The 16,450-nt window shown below is 39.4% G+C and carries 12 protein-coding genes, 8 pseudogenes and 1 other annotated feature; of the genes and pseudogenes, 8 read left to right on the top strand and 12 right to left on the bottom strand.

Annotated features, from left to right (window positions below):
- Nucleotides 1-17: 17 nt before the first annotated feature.
- Nucleotides 18-782: an IS5 family transposase gene (locus F995_RS16155; RefSeq protein ID WP_004645258.1), complete on the bottom strand. Its 765-nt coding sequence runs from the start codon at nucleotides 780-782 to the stop codon at nucleotides 18-20.
- 224 nt (nucleotides 783-1,006) lie between these two features.
- Between F995_RS16155 and F995_RS16150 the strand changes: the two genes are divergently transcribed.
- The 4 genes from F995_RS16150 to F995_RS16135 all read left to right on the top strand — a co-directional run bounded on the left by F995_RS16150 (nucleotide 1,007) and on the right by F995_RS16135 (nucleotide 4,520).
- Nucleotides 1,007-1,990, top strand: a complete 984-nt coding sequence (locus F995_RS16150; RefSeq protein WP_004647848.1) for a putative oxygenase MesX — start codon at nucleotides 1,007-1,009, stop codon at nucleotides 1,988-1,990.
- Nucleotides 1,991-2,041: 51 nt separating this feature from the next.
- Nucleotides 2,042-3,085, top strand: coding sequence for a methionine synthase (locus F995_RS16145; RefSeq protein WP_004281804.1), 1,044 nt, complete (start codon nucleotides 2,042-2,044; stop codon nucleotides 3,083-3,085).
- A gap of 97 nt (nucleotides 3,086-3,182) precedes the next feature.
- Complete coding sequence (locus F995_RS16140; RefSeq protein WP_004647846.1) at nucleotides 3,183-3,677, top strand: flavin reductase family protein; 495 nt, start codon at nucleotides 3,183-3,185, stop codon at nucleotides 3,675-3,677.
- Between the two features lie 42 nt (nucleotides 3,678-3,719).
- Nucleotides 3,720-4,520, top strand: a complete 801-nt coding sequence (locus tag F995_RS16135) for a sulfite exporter TauE/SafE family protein (RefSeq protein ID WP_004647845.1) — start codon at nucleotides 3,720-3,722, stop codon at nucleotides 4,518-4,520.
- Nucleotides 4,521-4,619: 99 nt separating this feature from the next.
- Here F995_RS16135 and F995_RS16130 read toward each other — a convergent pair.
- Nucleotides 4,620-5,180: pseudogene (locus tag F995_RS16130) on the bottom strand (IS5 family transposase); the annotation flags it as partial.
- A 45-nt stretch (nucleotides 5,181-5,225) separates the two neighbouring features.
- On the opposite strand from F995_RS16130, the pseudogene F995_RS16120 reads away from it, so the two are divergent.
- Nucleotides 5,226-6,459 (top strand): annotated as a pseudogene (locus F995_RS16120) (IS3 family transposase).
- Nucleotides 5,515-5,631, top strand: a sequence feature (AL1L pseudoknot). It overlaps the preceding pseudogene by 117 nt.
- A 370-nt stretch (nucleotides 6,460-6,829) precedes the next feature.
- Nucleotides 6,830-7,016: pseudogene (locus tag F995_RS16115) on the top strand (transposase); the annotation flags it as partial.
- Here the strand turns inward: F995_RS16115 and F995_RS16110 are convergent.
- The 8 genes and pseudogenes from F995_RS16110 to F995_RS16085 form a co-directional block, all read right to left on the bottom strand.
- A pseudogene (locus F995_RS16110) lies at nucleotides 7,012-7,398 on the bottom strand (IS66 family transposase); the annotation flags it as partial. The pseudogenes F995_RS16115 and F995_RS16110 sit on opposite strands and share 5 nt — an antisense overlap.
- 153 nt (nucleotides 7,399-7,551) lie before the next feature.
- Nucleotides 7,552-7,727: pseudogene (gene tnpB / locus F995_RS17250) on the bottom strand (IS66 family insertion sequence element accessory protein TnpB); the annotation flags it as partial.
- 65 nt (nucleotides 7,728-7,792) lie between these two features.
- Nucleotides 7,793-7,981: a hypothetical protein gene (locus F995_RS16105; RefSeq protein WP_016807214.1), complete on the bottom strand. Its 189-nt coding sequence runs from the start codon at nucleotides 7,979-7,981 to the stop codon at nucleotides 7,793-7,795.
- 37 nt (nucleotides 7,982-8,018) lie between these two features.
- The gene (locus F995_RS16100; protein WP_004647840.1) at nucleotides 8,019-8,219 is read right to left on the bottom strand and encodes a transposase; all 201 of its coding nucleotides are present in this window, start codon (nucleotides 8,217-8,219) and stop codon (nucleotides 8,019-8,021) included.
- Between the two features lie 305 nt (nucleotides 8,220-8,524).
- Nucleotides 8,525-9,226 carry an IS1 family transposase gene (locus tag F995_RS16095; RefSeq protein WP_004282341.1) on the bottom strand — a complete coding sequence of 234 codons (702 nt, stop codon included), beginning with the start codon at nucleotides 9,224-9,226 and terminating at the stop codon, nucleotides 8,525-8,527.
- 335 nt (nucleotides 9,227-9,561) lie between these two features.
- Complete coding sequence (locus F995_RS16090) at nucleotides 9,562-10,023, bottom strand: DIP1984 family protein (protein WP_004647839.1); 462 nt, start codon at nucleotides 10,021-10,023, stop codon at nucleotides 9,562-9,564.
- Between the two features lie 197 nt (nucleotides 10,024-10,220).
- A pseudogene (locus F995_RS16725) lies at nucleotides 10,221-10,585 on the bottom strand (IS3 family transposase); the annotation flags it as partial.
- Nucleotides 10,579-10,860: pseudogene (locus F995_RS16085) on the bottom strand (ISNCY family transposase); the annotation flags it as partial. The pseudogenes F995_RS16085 and F995_RS16725, both read right to left, overlap by 7 nt.
- Nucleotides 10,861-11,103: 243 nt before the next feature.
- On the opposite strand from F995_RS16085, the pseudogene F995_RS17200 reads away from it, so the two are divergent.
- Both F995_RS17200 and F995_RS16075 read left to right on the top strand, forming a co-directional pair.
- Nucleotides 11,104-11,211: pseudogene (locus tag F995_RS17200) on the top strand (site-specific integrase); the annotation flags it as partial.
- A gap of 64 nt (nucleotides 11,212-11,275) precedes the next feature.
- Nucleotides 11,276-12,351, top strand: a protein-coding gene (locus F995_RS16075) for an IS3 family transposase (protein WP_115736950.1) whose coding sequence is annotated in 2 segments (ribosomal slippage) — nucleotides 11,276-11,528 and nucleotides 11,528-12,351 — 1,077 coding nt in all. Because the reading frame shifts where the segments join, the coding sequence is not laid out codon by codon here.
- Nucleotides 12,352-12,519: 168 nt separating this feature from the next.
- On the opposite strand, the gene F995_RS16070 is transcribed toward F995_RS16075, so the two are convergent.
- Both F995_RS16070 and F995_RS16065 read right to left on the bottom strand, forming a co-directional pair.
- Nucleotides 12,520-15,186, bottom strand: coding sequence for an excinuclease ABC subunit UvrA (locus F995_RS16070; protein WP_004647834.1), 2,667 nt, complete (start codon nucleotides 15,184-15,186; stop codon nucleotides 12,520-12,522).
- Nucleotides 15,187-15,226: 40 nt separating this feature from the next.
- Nucleotides 15,227-16,450: an IS256 family transposase gene (locus F995_RS16065; RefSeq protein WP_004647833.1), complete on the bottom strand. Its 1,224-nt coding sequence runs from the start codon at nucleotides 16,448-16,450 to the stop codon at nucleotides 15,227-15,229.

Here is a 16,450-nt window from a genome sequence, read left to right as displayed (position 1 = left end):
TAGGGTCTGTTGACATTTCAAGTATAGAATTTACCCGATAAAGGTAGCCAAATAAATATACAAGCTAATGCAACTGCCCCCTCATAGCTACACTTTAGCTTATCATATCGTGTTGCTATTCCTCTGAACTGCTTTAACCTACAAAATGCATTCTCAACTAAGTGTCTGATTTTATATAAATACCAATCCATATGATCATTATTTGACTGAGTATTTGATTTTCTTGGAATATTCGCTTTAGTTTTTTTCGCAGATATTTGTTCTCTTAATGATTCAGAGTCATATCCTTTGTCTGCACAACATACTTCCGTTTCACTCAAATCAAGTTTTTCAATCATTTTGGGAGCAATCTTGACATCATGTATCGTTCCATCGGAGATAATAATTTCGATTGGATTGCCATCCGCATCAACAGCTAAGTGTATTTTAGAACTATTTCCACCAATGCTTTTAGAAATATCCTGATCTTTTATTCCAGCAGAATGTTGGTGTGCCCGAACATGACTACCATCAATAAAAACCCATTCCATATCAGCACTTGAAGAAATTAATTTAAATATTTTCATTAACTTATCATTTTTACACCAACGATTATATTTTTTAAAGATTGAGTTATACGAACCAAATTCTTTAGGCAAATCACGCCATGGGCAGCCTGTTCTTATTCTATAAAGTATTGCTTCGACAAAATTTCTCAAATTAGATTTGAAATAGATATCAAAATTTCGGAAAATAGAAAGTAACTTAGACCAGTGTTGATCATTCAGCATTGTACGAGGCATAGCGAGAAGTAAATTTAGTTTGGCGATTAAATTTTACTTTCTCGCTATTTTTTTGAACAGTAAATGTCAACAGACCCTAAAAATCCTCAGAATCTTTAATTTATTAAGATGAGTATTTCTCATCTTAAGCTGAATTTATATCGTTTTACTCACTTTCTTATTCACGTTTAAATACAGCCATTCAGAAATTTAGCTTTTTATAAAATTTTTAGGTGGCAATCTCCATGAGTACAGCATTTGAGTGTTCAATTAAACGTATCCGTTTTGATGAGAATTATACACCAGCAGAAAGCACACGTTTAACCACAAACTTTGCCAATTTGGCACGTGGGGAAAGCCGTGAAGAAAACTTGCGTCGTACCCTTGCGATGATCAACAACCGTTTTAATAGCTTGGCAACCGTTGATAACCCGAAAGGTGATCGCTATTCACTTGAGATTGACATCATTTCTGCTGAAATTGATATCGAAGGTAATGGTCAAACTTTCCCATTTATTGAAACACTGAAAAGTGTAGTGATTGACCATAAAACAGGGGAGCGTATTGAAGGCATGATCGGCAATAGCTTCTCATCTTATGTGCGTGATTACGACTTCAGCGTAGTATTGCCTCAATTGGGTTGTGGTGTAGGTGAAAAACCTGAAGATTTTGGAGATCTACATGGTAAATTGTATCAACATTTGGTGAATTCAGATGTATTTAAGGCAGAATTTACCAAGCCACCTGTGATTTGTTTAAGTGTTTCAACCTCTAAAACCTATTACCGTACGGCAAACGTACATCCTATTTTAGGTGAGGAATATACCAATGATGAATATTCACGTACCGATGAATATTTCGCCAAAATGGGCTTACGTGTACGTTACTTCAAACCAGAAGGTGGTAATGCACCACTCGCATTCTATTTCGCTGGCGACTTAGTCCGTGATTATACTGATTTTGAATTGATCAGCGCGATTGCAACCATGGAAAGCTTCCAAAAAATTTATCGTCCTGAAATTTACAACACCAACTCTCCGGCAGGTGTGGAGTATCAACCAAGCTTGAGCTATGGCGATTACTCACTGACACGTATCGTTTATGACCGTGTTGAACGTGGTGAGTTAGCGGTTAAGCAAGGTAAATGGACAGAAGAAAACTTCATCAAACCATATCAAGATATTTTAAATGAATGGGCAGCAAACTTTAAGGTCGAAACAGCTGCTTAAGACATCGAATTGACACACAGACTGACGAATTTTAGAGAAAGAAGATTAGACATGGCGCTTACACAACCGAAACTTTTACTCCCAACTTCAACTGCGGGTAGCTTGCCAAAACCGTCTTGGTTAGCTGAACCTGAAAAATTATGGTCTGCATGGAAGCTTGAAGGCGAAGAATTATTAGAAGCTAAACGTGATGCTTTGAAATTATCATTACATGAGCAAGTCACTGCAGGTATCGATATCGTGAGTGATGGTGAGCAAACCCGTCAGCACTTTGTAACCACGTTTATTGAACATCTTGAAGGTGTAGATTTCGAAAAGCGTGAAACCATGCGTATTCGTAATCGTTATGATGCAAGTGTACCTTCAGTTGTGGGTGAAGTTTCTCGTAAAAAAGCAGTGTTTGTAGACGATGCGAAATTTTTACGCAGCCAAACCAGTCAGCCAATTAAATGGGCGTTGCCTGGTCCAATGACCATGATTGATACACTTTTTGACGGACACTACAAGAGCCGTGAAAAACTGGCTTGGGAATTTGCCAAAATTTTGAACCAAGAAGCTTTAGAACTTGAAGCAGCAGGCGTAGACATTATCCAATTTGATGAACCTGCGTTTAACGTATTCTTTGATGAAGTGAATGACTGGGGTGTACCAACCTTAGAACGTGCACTTGAAGGTCTAAAATGTGAAACTGCAGTTCATATTTGCTATGGTTACGGCATTAAAGCCAATACAGATTGGAAACAAACTTTAGGTAATGAATGGCGTCAATACGAAGAGTCATTCCCGAAACTACAACAATCTAAGCTCGATATTATTTCACTTGAATGCCAAAACTCACGTGTACCAATGGATTTAATCGAATTGATCCGTGGTAAGAAAGTGATGGTGGGTGCAATTGATGTGGCAACCACTCAAGTGGAAACTGCAGAGGAAGTAGCAAATACGCTACGCAAAGCATTGCAATTTGTTGATGCAGATAAACTGTATCCTTCAACTAACTGTGGTATGACACCGCTATCTCGCCAAGTGGCACGTGGCAAACTTGAAGCTTTAAGCGCAGGTGCTGCCATTGTTCGTAAAGAGCTAGAAGCTTAATCAAACGTAGTCTCGTGCGAAGCAGAACAAATCATCGCAAGGTCATTTGTCCAGCTTTATGCACGAGCACGTGATATGTACATTTGAGATGAAAGAGATGATTGAAGCAACAGACTTTAGAAATGCAATGTCTTTACTCACCACAGCAGTGAATGTTATTACGACTTCGGGTGAAACAGGTATGCATGGATTTACTGCATCTGCCGTATGTAGCGTGACGGATACACCGCCAATGTTATTAGTCTGTATGAATCAATCCTCCCGTTCACATGCCCATTTTGTTGAAAATAAAGTCTTGGCTGTAAACGTACTAAGTACTCAGCATGAACAGCTTTCAAATGCTTTTGCTTCAAGTAAATTCAGCTCAGAAGATCGTTTCAAACTCGGTGATTGGAGTACGATGGAAACTGGTTCACCTATTTTGAAAGATGCCTTGGTCAGTTTTGACTGTGAGATTCAAGATATTCAGCAAGTCGGTACACACAGTGTTTTCATGTGTCGTGTTCTTAAAGTTCAACAAAGCGATCAAGAAGAAAGTCTGGTGTATTTTAACCGTGCTTATCATCAAGTGGGTCAGTTGGAACACGCTTAACTCAATGCCTTAATTCTTTTATCTTTTTAAAGTTAGTTTATTGTGGAACTTATAACCTTTTTAGTCATCGGCGCTTTTGCTGGTTTTGCAGCAGGGCTGTTTGGTGTCGGCGGTGGTACGATTATTGTACCACTGCTTTTTATTGTCTTTACTCAAATGGGTTATGACCCTGATGTTGTTATGCATCTCGCATTAGGTACATCTTTAGCAACAATCGTTGTCACTTCAATCAGCTCATTAATGGCACATCATAAAAATGGCGCTGTGCTATGGCCTGTATTTAAAAATCTAGCTCCACCAATGGCGATTGGTTGTTTTTTTGGGGCAGGTATTGCTGGTTTGATATCAGGGTTATATCTACAAATCATTGTTGGCTTATTTCTGATTTGGGTCGCATATACGATGCTTACAGATGCTAAAACAGCAATTAATTCAACGCAAACTTTACCGTCGTCAGGTCAACAAGTTGCTGCTGGTAGTGTCATTGGGATTGCATCAGCAATTTTTGGAATAGGTGGTGGAAGTCTGACGGTTCCGTACCTGAATCGCTATGGTGTGGTCATGCAGAAGGCGGTTGGAACATCTGCGGCATGTGGATTCCCCATTGCTGTCGCTGGTGCATTAGGTTTTATTATTTTTGGTATAAATGCTGAGATTAATGTACCTAATACCATTGGTTACGTGCATATTTATGCATTTATTGGCATTAGCATCATGAGTTTCATTACGGCTAAGTTTGGTGCGAAGGCGGCACATGCTTTATCGCCAGCAATGTTAAAGAAATGCTTTGCAGTTTTATTGGTCATTGTAGCAAGCTTCTTCCTTGTGAAGGGATTAATTTAATATTGGACTTCGCATAAGAGATTTTATGCTAAATGTAATTTTAAAGGGCTTTGTTGCACAAAGATTTAAAAGACAACACTCTGCTCATTTGAACAGAATTCAAGTGACAACTTGGGTATGAGGACGACCTAATTCTGTAAATTTGTTCAATACGGCTATGCGTGCATGAATCTCATTCACCTGACTAGAAAAACTCCTTGCTGTTAATTTATCACCTAATAGTTTGATGCAATGCATCTTGGTTTCAACTAAACTTCGACGATGATAACCAGACCATTTTTTCCAAAGCGTTCTTCCTAAACGTTTAACTGTTTTCAGTAACTCATTCCGCTCTAAAGATCTCAATTTCTGATCTTTCCATGGGTTTGCATTTTTTCTTGGCGGAATGACCGCATGTGCATCTCGATCTAGAATGACTTGTCTGCAGTGCTTCGTGTCATAAGCACCATCGGTATAGACCGAATCAATTCGTTCATCTAAGGGAATTTGAGCAAGTAAATCACCGAGTACTTGCGAATCGCTCACATTATTTGTGGTAAGCTGTACTGCACGTATTTGCAAGGTTTCAGCATCGATGCCAATATGAAGCTTACGCCATTGGCGACGATATTCAGGTCCATGTTTCTTACGTTTCCACTCACCTTCACCTAGAAACTGAACCGTACCGGGTTTGTCGGAGAGTCAATATTCTGAGAGACTATCCCGATGACAAAATTAAAATATACCCCTGAAATCAGAGAAAGAGCGGTTCAATTATTGATTGAATCCGAGAAAGATTATCCATCGAATTGGGCTGCGATCACAGCTATTGCTCCCTGAGCAGTATACTGCGCAAGGGTTGTACTCCTGAAACACTACGTGTTTGGTATCAAAAATATTTAGATAAACAAAATCCAGTTAAAGTACAGCAGCTTTCAGACCAAGAACGTATCAAACAACTCGAACGCGAAAATAAAGAACTGCAACGCGCCAATGAAATTCTACGTAAAGCAGCCGCTTTTTTCGCCCAGGCGGAGCTCGACCGCCCACACAAATAATGGTGGATTTCATCCATAACAATAAAGACTTATATGGTGTTGATGCGATTTGTAGGATTTTACCGATCGCAGCTTCAACCTATTACCGGACTCTAGATCTCTGCGAAAATCCAGAACATCGAGCAAAGCGAGATTTACATGACTTGCATCATGCTGAGGAGATTAAACGAATTTGGAAGGAAAGTTCAGGTCGGTATGGTGTACGTAAAGTCTGGCAAAAACTGAAACGTGAAGGCTATATTATTGCACGCTGTACTGTTGCTCGATTAATGAAAAAGCTAGGTATACAAGGTGTTTGGCGAGGTAAGAACAAACAAACCACCCGTAGCCGAGATGATCAAAAACGAGCGAATGATTTAGTGAAACGTAATTTTAGTGCTGATCATCCAGATCAGCTGTGGGTCAGTGACTTTACGTATATTCAAACCAAGTCAGGTTGGGTCTATACCGCATTTATTATTGATGTGTTTTCACGAGCAATTGTTGGATGGAAAGTATCAACACGTATGAATACAGATATGGTGCTTGATGCACTGGAGCAAGCATTGCATGATCGAGGTAAGCCAAAGAATGTAATTCATCATTCCGATAGAGGTGTGCAATATCTTTCCATTCGCTATACCAATCGTCTAGAAGCAGCAAATTTACGAGCGTCAGTCGGTACAACTGGTGATTCATACGATAATGCTTTGGCTGAAACAGTGAATGGCTTATACAAAACAGAGGTGATTGAATATTTAAAAGCAGATTGGCAAGGTTTAGCGGATGTACAACTTGCGACACTCAACTGGGTAGATTGGTTCAATAAAGAGCGTGTACACAGTGCATTGGGTTACAAGTCGCCTTTTGAGTTTGAAGCAATGTACTATGATAAGATTAACCCGTTAGGTCAGGTGGCCTAACTTAAATAAAAAAGTCTCCGACAAACCCGGTACGGTTCAAAGTGCAAGTGCAATTCCGCAGTTTATTGAACTTTTAGCTAAGCAGTCTGACTCTTACTATACTCTAGATACTAATAGAGTATAAAGTCTATGCTATACAGAATGATAAATTCTGTATAGCTAAATCTAAAAAATATAGATTAGACCTCTTGCGAAAGTATCGTTTTACCTAATTTTTGAATTGGCTAAAACCTTATAATATGTAGCTTTTGGCTGTTTAAATTTTAAATTTTGACTAACGCAAGACGTCTATTTTTATAAATATTTTTTTATTCTTAGGGCGTGTCATCAATTAGCTTGAGAAAATATTACCGGTCCTCATAATTTTTTCATGACTAAACGCTATGCATTAAAAGATGATCAGTGGGAACAGGTTAAAGATCTGTTACCTGGACGAATGGGTACTGTTGGAGTAACGGCCAAAGATAACCGACTATTTGTTGAAGCGCTATCGTTCAGGTATCCCGTGGCGAGACTTATTCGAACGCTTTGGTGATTTTAGAGTCGTGCATACTCGCTTTTCTGCGCAGCTGTATTCATTTTATCTGCATTCAGTCGTTCCAGTTCCAGGTCAACCGCAGCAATATCTTCTTCAACCGCTTCGTCCCATAGGTGGATTTGTTTTGCGGTGAGATGTTCATTTTTACTACCGAATTTATACTGTTTAAATAGCGCAAGTTCATGCTCGTATTTTTGAGTGAGAACAGAGAGATGTTGGTTGCATGCTTCAAGATGTTGAACTTTGGCATCCAATTGCTGATTTGATACTTCAAGATGCTGAACTTTGGTATCTAATTGTTGTTTATCTTCTGCGAGTTGTTGATGCTGCAGCGCTAGCTGTCTGGTAAATTCCAGCAGTTGTTCATGGGTCAGTTGGCTTAAGTCAGGCAGCATTTTAATGACCGCAGTATGCCTGAGGTCATGACGCAGAGGAAATAGAACGTTTGGAGAATAGCAGAATGTACCAAGCTGGTTTAGAGCATCGTCACCACCAATGCGCTGCCAAGGCAAACCCTGGATCAGTGACTGTAACTGTTCCAGACTGATCGCCATGCTTTCACCCTGGTGAACCTGCGCCCAGTGGAATTTTCCCTGTTCCAGCCGCCGGGCACACAGCCAGATCCCCGTCCATCATGCACCAGCACTTTCATGCGATGGCCACGTTTATTACAGAACAGGTAAGCGCAATGCGGTTTGATCGAGCCAAAGGCTCTCAACACCTTAGCCATGGCAGTATCCATACCCGCACGCATGTCCATGGGCTGGGTAGACAACCAGATTTCATCAATACGGATCATTGAGTCAAACCCTGGATCAGCAACAGTAATTCAGTTACTGACTCCACTGGCCAGTCGATCTCGATCATCTGATCCCTTGCGGAACTTTGTTCCTTATGCAATGGAATCCTGATATGAGCGACAGCATTCTTCTCCGGCACAGGTGGCGGAGGTGCGTCTTGTTTGACTGGAGTCGGGTGAAGCATGACCGGAAGAAAGTCAGTCTGTGGAATGGAGGGGGTGTTAATGCAGGGGCATTGATCTGGACTGACGAATCCATTTATGCAACAGATTGGCATTGATCTGATGTTGCATTGCGACCTTAGCCACTGATGTATCTGGCTGCTGGCATTGCTGAATAAGTTGATGTTTAAATTCAGCCGTGAAGGTTCGACGGGGCTTTTTTAGCATTGGTGTGCTGTCTATAACTGTCTTTAAATCCATAAATAGGTGTCCACTTAAAATTTAGTGGACACTATCGTGGTATTCATGAGTGAGAAAAAGTGGGGCTCAGCGGACGCTTACTTTCATCTTGAGAGAGTTGGGTGTATTTCTTCATTGCGTGCTTTCCAATTGCGAGTTGAAAAAGTCTAATGATTCTACGAATACACCTAAATTTTTCAACTAACTACAAATGTGTCGCACTTGTGATTTGAATCTGCTGTTTTCAAAATCTGTTTTTCAGCTCGTTATGCAACAAAGCCGAACCGAATTAAAAATAGGGTGGTGTTTCAAAAAGTATGCTGGCATTAAACGAATCCATTATTGATATAAAAGAACACTAAATCAAAGGCTTTGAAATGATTTTCAAGCTTTTTGGAGAAGTTGCAGCTTCTCCTAAAGCCTCGCCTGATTCGATGCCGTAATCGACAATTATTGCCTTCTATACCCACAGTGAAAAATTTACCAATCAACTGTTTGCATTCTTTAAAGGTCGTAACAAAGCTATCCCAATGGTCACTTGATATACATGTATAGCTTACACCTAACTGCTTCAATTTTAATTTAAGTCGTTTTGCAGTGGCTAAATCTCGGTTACCCCATACATAAGCAACAATTTCACCTGTTTCTCGATGATAGGCATAAATTAGCCATTGTTTATTTTGCTTATGACCAACAAAAGTCCAAAACTCATCTACTTCAAGGGTTTCATAATGACTTTGCTGTGCTCGAAGTTGATATTTTGATTGGCTAAGTGTCCGTAGAACTTTACCGATACTTACTCTTTCAATTTCTGCTATATCCCTGACACCACTGCCTCGCACCATGAGGTGTAATATTTTGGTTTTGATACCTGAGTGACAGCCTTGATAACTGAGAGCATGATCACCAATAAATTGACGTCTGCATATTTTACATTGGTAATTTTGCTTACCATCTACTTTTGTGCCATTTTTCTTTATACTGTCACTTAGGCAGGCTGGACACTTGATTTCTAGAGTTATTCGCATTTCTCTATTTTATCAAAATCCAACCTGCTTTTTTTCAGCATACTTTTTGAAACACCACCAAAAATAGAAATGTAGTTGAGCTGATGCTTGCTCATTTCTTTATTTTTAGTAATTGAGGTGAACATACTGTCAGTACATGGTAGTTATAAGTAACGTGTAACTTTGTTCGCACAAAGATTTGAGTTATGCCAAGTGATGGATTGATTTGTACTTAAAATTTTAAGCTTATCCACTTGCTTTGCAAGCCACTACACTTTATTTACAATCCTATGTTGTGGAAGTAAGGGATCTTGTACTCGCCCAGTATGTTCAACTTGATTATATCTAAAGGACTATTAGGCTTCAATCAAATCAATTTTCCAATTATTCGACTGAATTAACACATTTAAATCACGTAATTTAAGACTAATATCATCAGCTTGTTTTTGTAATGATGAAACTGGAATAACTTTATGCCACTTTATTTCCCGCGTACTATAACGATCAGATTCACGAGATGTATTACTTATTGCTGCAGTTAGGGTTTTGTGCTGTTCTACAAATTCATCACGCAAAGTCAATAAAGCAAGTAGAGAACGACCATCATTTAATTTTGTTAAAGCATTAGTTTCATGAATTGCATAACTTAATTTTTGAAATTCTTGAATTAAAGAAAATACTTGTTTCAATAGTTCATTTGGATCTTCAGATGGTTTATCACCATCTTGTACCAATACATTTGCATTGATACGTTGTTTTAGTGAAATAATTTTTTTTTGTTGATCACTTCGAAGTAAGAGAGCTTCTGCTAATTTCATTTTTCACCTATTAACCAATTAGAATTAAGTTTTAAGCAGCTAAGTAATTTTACAAATACTATATCCTCATTCTTTAAAGATCAAAAAAATTGATTTTTTACAATTTTCAGAGGTAGAAGTCTTATATTTTGTCATTAGTCGAAGCTCAGAATTAAGCTAAAGGCCTTTTTTTCAGATGCAGAATCCTTTATCTGATCCTAGACAGTATTATGGACATTCGATCCCTCTAAATTCTTACAATATTTTTGTTCAAAGGCTTCAGGACTTAACCAGCCATTTGCAGAATGTATTCTGATTCGATTGTAATAAATCTCGATATAGTCGAACAGGACAGCATTCGCTTCTTTTCGAGTGGCAAACACACTGCCATGGATTACATGACCTTTCAATGTATGAAAGAAGCTTTCAGTCACTGCATTGTCCCAACATGAGCAGTGTACTGCGCAAGACTGCCTGACATACTTTGAATAAAGTTATTCGTCAATAATAGCGCTCTAAAAGCACGACTACAGTACTGACTGCCTTGGTCAGAATGAACCATAACTCCTGTTGAATAAGCTTTTCATGCGCCAAGGTTGGTCCGAAACCATGCAGTTGATCAGAAACAATATTGAGGCACTTGAGTCTGAGTTCTTCAGAAAGCCTGGAATTGCTGGTTTGGCCACGACCCGTATGGGCTAATACAGCTGGACCTTGAACTTTGTATTTCTGCAGTAAGCGTCTGACCTGACATTCTGAAATATGAAGTAGAAGTAGCTGAGCAGCCTGGGATTGAGTTATGCGTTGATCGCAGATTTCCTGCAAGACCGACAATCGTTTAAGTTCTTTATCCGACATAGACACCAACATATCAAACCGTCCGCTAAGGAAATTGCAAAAGTGCACATTCTAAAAGCGGACATTTCTATTTTGGGCTTACAACACTGTGATTTCGTATAATATTGATTATGTTAAATCCGATACACCTAACAATAACTTCATATCCTTCTTTCTTAAACCAAAATTCAATAACTTAAGTGATTTCTATTTTACTCATAAAATATGATATGTTGACCTTAAGAATACTTCATAAACTTTACTATGTTTGCTTTAAAAACAATTCATTTGGAAAAGAAAGTTTCAAACGAAAATCAAATTATTCTTTTGTTTGATCTGGATTCATCATGTCCATGTTTGTACCCAGTAATCCCTCCTAAAAACAATAGGACCTAAAAGTAGAATTTTCTCTTAAAGTATAGGCAGGAGATTCTGCATGAAAACATCTAAATTTACTGACAGTCAGATCATGTCCATTTTGAAACAGGCGGAGTCTGGCACACCTGTAGCCGCCCTTTGTCGTGAACACGGTATGAGTAATGCGACCTTCTATAAATGGCGTGCCAAATATGGCGGTATGGATACATCATTAATGGCAAAACTCAAAGAACTGGAAGCAGAAAATACCAGACTTAAAAAGATGTATGCTGAAGAACGCTTAAAGGCAGAGATCATTCAGGAAGCGATGGCAAAAAAGTGGTGAGGCCATCTTGCCGACGTAAGATGGCACAACAGGCAGTTGCCCACTATGCGATTAGCATTCGTTTGGCTTGCCGAGGATTTAGTATCAGTGAAACCTGCTACCGTTATCAATCCAAGTTAAACGATGACAATACATTAATTGCAGAACAGCTCATTGAGCTCACTGAAGAAAATACAGATTGGGGTTTTGGTCTGTGTTTCTCTTATCTACGTCATGTTGAAAACCATGTTTGGAATCATAAGCGTGTTTATCGCATTTACTGTGAGTTAGCACTGAATCTGCGCATTAAACCGAGAAGAAGACTAAAACGGCATGCACCAGAACCACTGAAAGAGCCGATCCGGGCAAATCAGGTCTGGTCACTGGATTTTATGCATGACCAGCTGATCGATAGTCGTAAGTTCCGATTGTTGAATGTGATTGATGATTACCGTCGAGAAGGTTTGACTATTGAAGCAGGATTCTCATTACCCACGATCAGGGTTATTCACACATTGAATCAGTTATTGGAATGGCGAGAAAAACTGTTAGTTATTCGGTGTGACAATGGCCCGGAGTTTATCAGTCACGAATTTGTACGCTGGGCAACTGAACAAGGTATTCGTATTGAATATATTCAACCAGGTAAACCACAGCAGAATGCGTATATTGAACGCTATAATCGGACTATACGTTATAGTTGGCTGAGCAAACATTTATTTGATACTTTGGATGAAGTACAAGATTATGCAACAAACTGGCTGTGGCATTACAACCATGAAAGACCACACCAAGCAAACAAAGGAAGGCCACCTCTAATGGCTGCTTAACCTCTACTTTTAACTTCGGTTATTAATGGGAGGATTACCGTTTGTGCAACAAAGCCCTTAGTTGAAAAAAACTTTTAGATTTCATGCTCACACACCACCTAAAACAAAAAATATCTGATTGATTTTACAGGCTTTTAATTTAAGGTTTTATTCTACCCACTCGCAATATCAACGTTTAGTATCACGACTCACTAACTCATTAACTAAATATGGAGCAGTACGGCTATCTTGATTTTCTGTTATTTCTTTTGGTGTTCCTGCCACAACAATATTCCCACCAGCATTTCCAGCACCTGGTCCCACATCAATCACCCAATCTGCTTGTGCAACGGCACGCATATCATGCTCAATCATAACCACGGTATTACCCGCATCGACTAATCGCTGCAATTGAACTAACAATCGATCTACATCTGATGGATGCAAACCTGTAGTTGGCTCATCAAGTATATACAGTGTATTTCCACGCTGATTGCGTTGCAGCTCGGTCGCCAATTTAATACGTTGCGCTTCTCCACCAGATAGTTCAGTCGCTGGTTGCCCTAAACGTAAATAACCAAGGCCAATTTCCTTTAATAATTGTAGTGAACGAGCAATCGAGACCTCTCCATCAAAAAAATCACGTGCTTCATTGACGGTCATTCCTAATACTTCAGCAATATTACGTTCATTCCAGCGAATTTTCAGAGTGTCATCATTATATCGAGCACCATGACATGTCGGACAAGGGGCATATACACTTGGCATAAACAATAACTCTACACTGACAAAGCCTTCACCTTCACAAGTTTCACATCGCCCTTTAGCCACATTAAACGAAAAACGTCCAGCATCATAATGAGCTTGGCGAGCTTCAGGAGTCCCAGCAAATAACTTTCTAACATGATCAAATAAACCCGTATAAGTTGCCAGATTAGAACGTGGAGTACGGCCAATTGGTTTTTGATCAACCTGTACCAGACGCTTTATAGCCTCCACATCACCAGCCAGAGAACCCTGTGTAACCTCGTTAACCAACATTCCTTCATTTAAAGGATTATTTTCATTATTGTTTTCAGTTTCAGACTCATTGCCTAAATATGAAAGTACTAACTCGGGTAAAGCTTGAGAAACGAGACTAGATTTACCTGAACCTGAAATACCTGTAACTGCTGTAAGTACACCAAGAGGTATACGAGCATCAATATTATGCAGGTTATGTCGGTAAATATTGTTAAGTTCAAGCCAACCAGAGGGTGTACGTCCATAACTTTGAGTAACTGGGATTTTATTAAATAAATAACTTGCAGTACGTGAAGCTGAAATCTCACTTAAACCCTGAGGTACTCCACTATATAAAATATTACCACCTTGCTCTCCTGCATCTGGTCCAACATCCACTAACCATTGAGCACGACGCATGAGCTCTAAATCATGCTCTACAACAAATACGGAGTTTCCAGCGTCTCTTAATTTATCGAGAGAATCATATAATGACTGACTATCTGAAGGATGTAATCCAGCAGACGGTTCATCCAGTACATAAACTACACCAAATAGCATAGAACTTAATTGTGTTGCTAAACGCAAACGTTGTAACTCTCCCGCTGAAAGAGTCGGTGTGGCTCTATCTAATGTTAGATAACCAAGACCTAACTGGCGTAATTGATTTAAACGCCCCACCACACCATTTGCTAAACGCTGGGCAGCAATTTTCTTTTCATCTGAAAGTGCTGACGTACGTCTTACATCTGGAGATACAGAATGCACTGCTCTACCTGTTGTTGCTCGTTCAGATCTATCAAGTTGGGTTACTTTATTATTAGCCTTTTCTCCAGCATTATGAGCGTCGAAATTGCCAAGAACAATGGGCTCAAGCAGGCAAGTTAACTTATCCAAAGAAAGTTGCATAAACTCACCAATATCTACTCCAGCAAAGGTAATAGATAAGGCTTCTGGTTTAAGGCGTTTACCATGACAGGAAGGGCATATTTTTCCTTCCATAAAACGTGAAACACGTTTTTTCATCAACGTACTTTGGGTATTAGCAAAAGTATGAAGGACATAGCGACGAGCACCAGTGAAAGTGCCCATATAGCTGGGTTCTAGTTTACGTTTAAGTGCAGATTGAGTCTCAGCGGGGCTTAAACCAGCATAGACAGGAACTGTTGGGGTTTCTTCAGTAAATAAAATCCAGTCTCTATCCGATTGCGGTAAATCTTTCCATGGTCGATCAACATCATACCCTAGGGTTACTAGGATATCGCGTAAGTTTTGCCCGTGCCAAGCAGGTGGCCATGATGCGATAGCTCTCTCACGAATACTGAGTGTTGGGTCAGGAACCATTGTCGATTCTGTAACTTCATAAATGTGACCTAAACCATGACAGGTAGGACAAGCACCTTGAGGAGTGTTCGGTGAAAAGTCCTCGGCATATAACATTGGCTGATCGGCAGGATATGCACCAGCACGCGAATAAATCATTCGCACGAGACTTGATAAAGTTGTTACACTTCCAACAGAAGAACGGGTATTACTTGCACCACGTTGTTGTTGCAATGCTACTGCTGGTGGTAGACCATCAATAGCATCAACATCTGGTACTCCGGCCTGATCTATTAAGCGTCTTGCATAAGGTGCAACAGATTCGAAATATCTTCTTTGTGCTTCAGCAAAAATAGTTCCAAAAGCAAGTGATGATTTTCCCGAACCCGATACACCTGAGAAAACAACAAGTGCATTTCTTGGGATAGAAACATCTACATCCTTAAGGTTATGCTCACGTGCACCTCGAACTTCAATACAATTATTAGATAAAGTAATGTTATTGTGTTCACCAAAAGAATGTATTCTCATGTTTCTGAGCCTGTAAATTATTTTGTGTAAGTCTCATTTTTTATAAATGATCTTTTAATCGATCATCGAACTGAATCGTAAACCAATTCATTGCTAAACGCCAATTTTGAATTGGCATGGTCCATTTTTTAGCAGCATTTGAAGTTGCTAAATAAATGACCTTTTTCACTGAATCATCAGAAGAGAAGATCTTTCTCTTTTTAGTTGAATGGCGGATCACGCTATTCAATGATTCAATTGCATTTGTTATGTAAATCGCATGACGTATTTCAGCAGGATAGCTAAAGATCGTTCGGATATTTTCCCAATTTGCCCGCCAGGATTCTCCAATTTTTGGATACTGGTGATGCCATTGATCGCAGAAGATATCTAGGGACTTTAAAGCATTTTCCTCTGTACTTGCCTGATAGATCGCCTTCAATCCTGCTGTTACAGCTTTGTAGTCCTTCCAGCTCACAAATCTCAGGCTATTGCGTACAACATGTACGATACACAGCTGGATATCAGTATGAGGGTAGACAGAGGCTATCGCATCAGGAAAGCCTTTTAGTCCTGAGAAGCGCTGCTTCGCAAGGCAGGCTACAAGAATATCTTGCACTCCTCGATTTTTAAGCTCTGTCATGACTGACAGCCAGAATTTGGAACATTCTGTTTGAGCAAGCCACATGCCAAGAAGTTCTTTTTGACCATCCAGGTTAATGCCTAATGCTAAATAAACTGATTTATTGATTACTGTTGAATGCTGACGAACCTTAACAACAATGCAATCTAAATAGACAACAGGATAAAGACTATCGAGTGTTCTATTTTGCCATTCTGTCACTTGTTCAATGACAGCATCCGTCACCTTACTAATAAGGGAGGCAGATACATCGGCATCGTACATTTCTTTAAAGAAAGCAACAATTTCTCTATTTGTCATTCCTTTCGCATATAGCGAAAGAATTTGATCATCCATGCTAGTAATGCGCGTTTGATGCTTCTTAATAATCTGTGGTTCAAAAGAGCCGTCACGATCACGAGGGATATCTAAAGCAAGCTGCCCATCTTGTGTTAGAACTGTTTTGGAGCTAAAACCATTACGTGCATTAGATCCTTTCTTAGGTTGATGCTTTTCATAGCCTAAATGTTCAGAAAGCTCAGTATTCAGAGCGGTTTCAATCATGAACTTTTTAAATATGGCTGTCATTTGGTTTAAATCTTCAGGAGTTTTTAAACCTTTAGCTAATTCAGCTGCCATACTTTTGATTGTAGCTTCATCCAT

This window comes from Acinetobacter sp. CIP A162 (assembly GCF_000367905.1).
GTDB classification, from domain to species: domain Bacteria; phylum Pseudomonadota; class Gammaproteobacteria; order Pseudomonadales; family Moraxellaceae; genus Acinetobacter; species Acinetobacter lwoffii.
The sequence above is the reverse complement of the archived record's forward strand: the minus strand, read 5'-3'. Positions and strand labels throughout refer to the sequence as shown.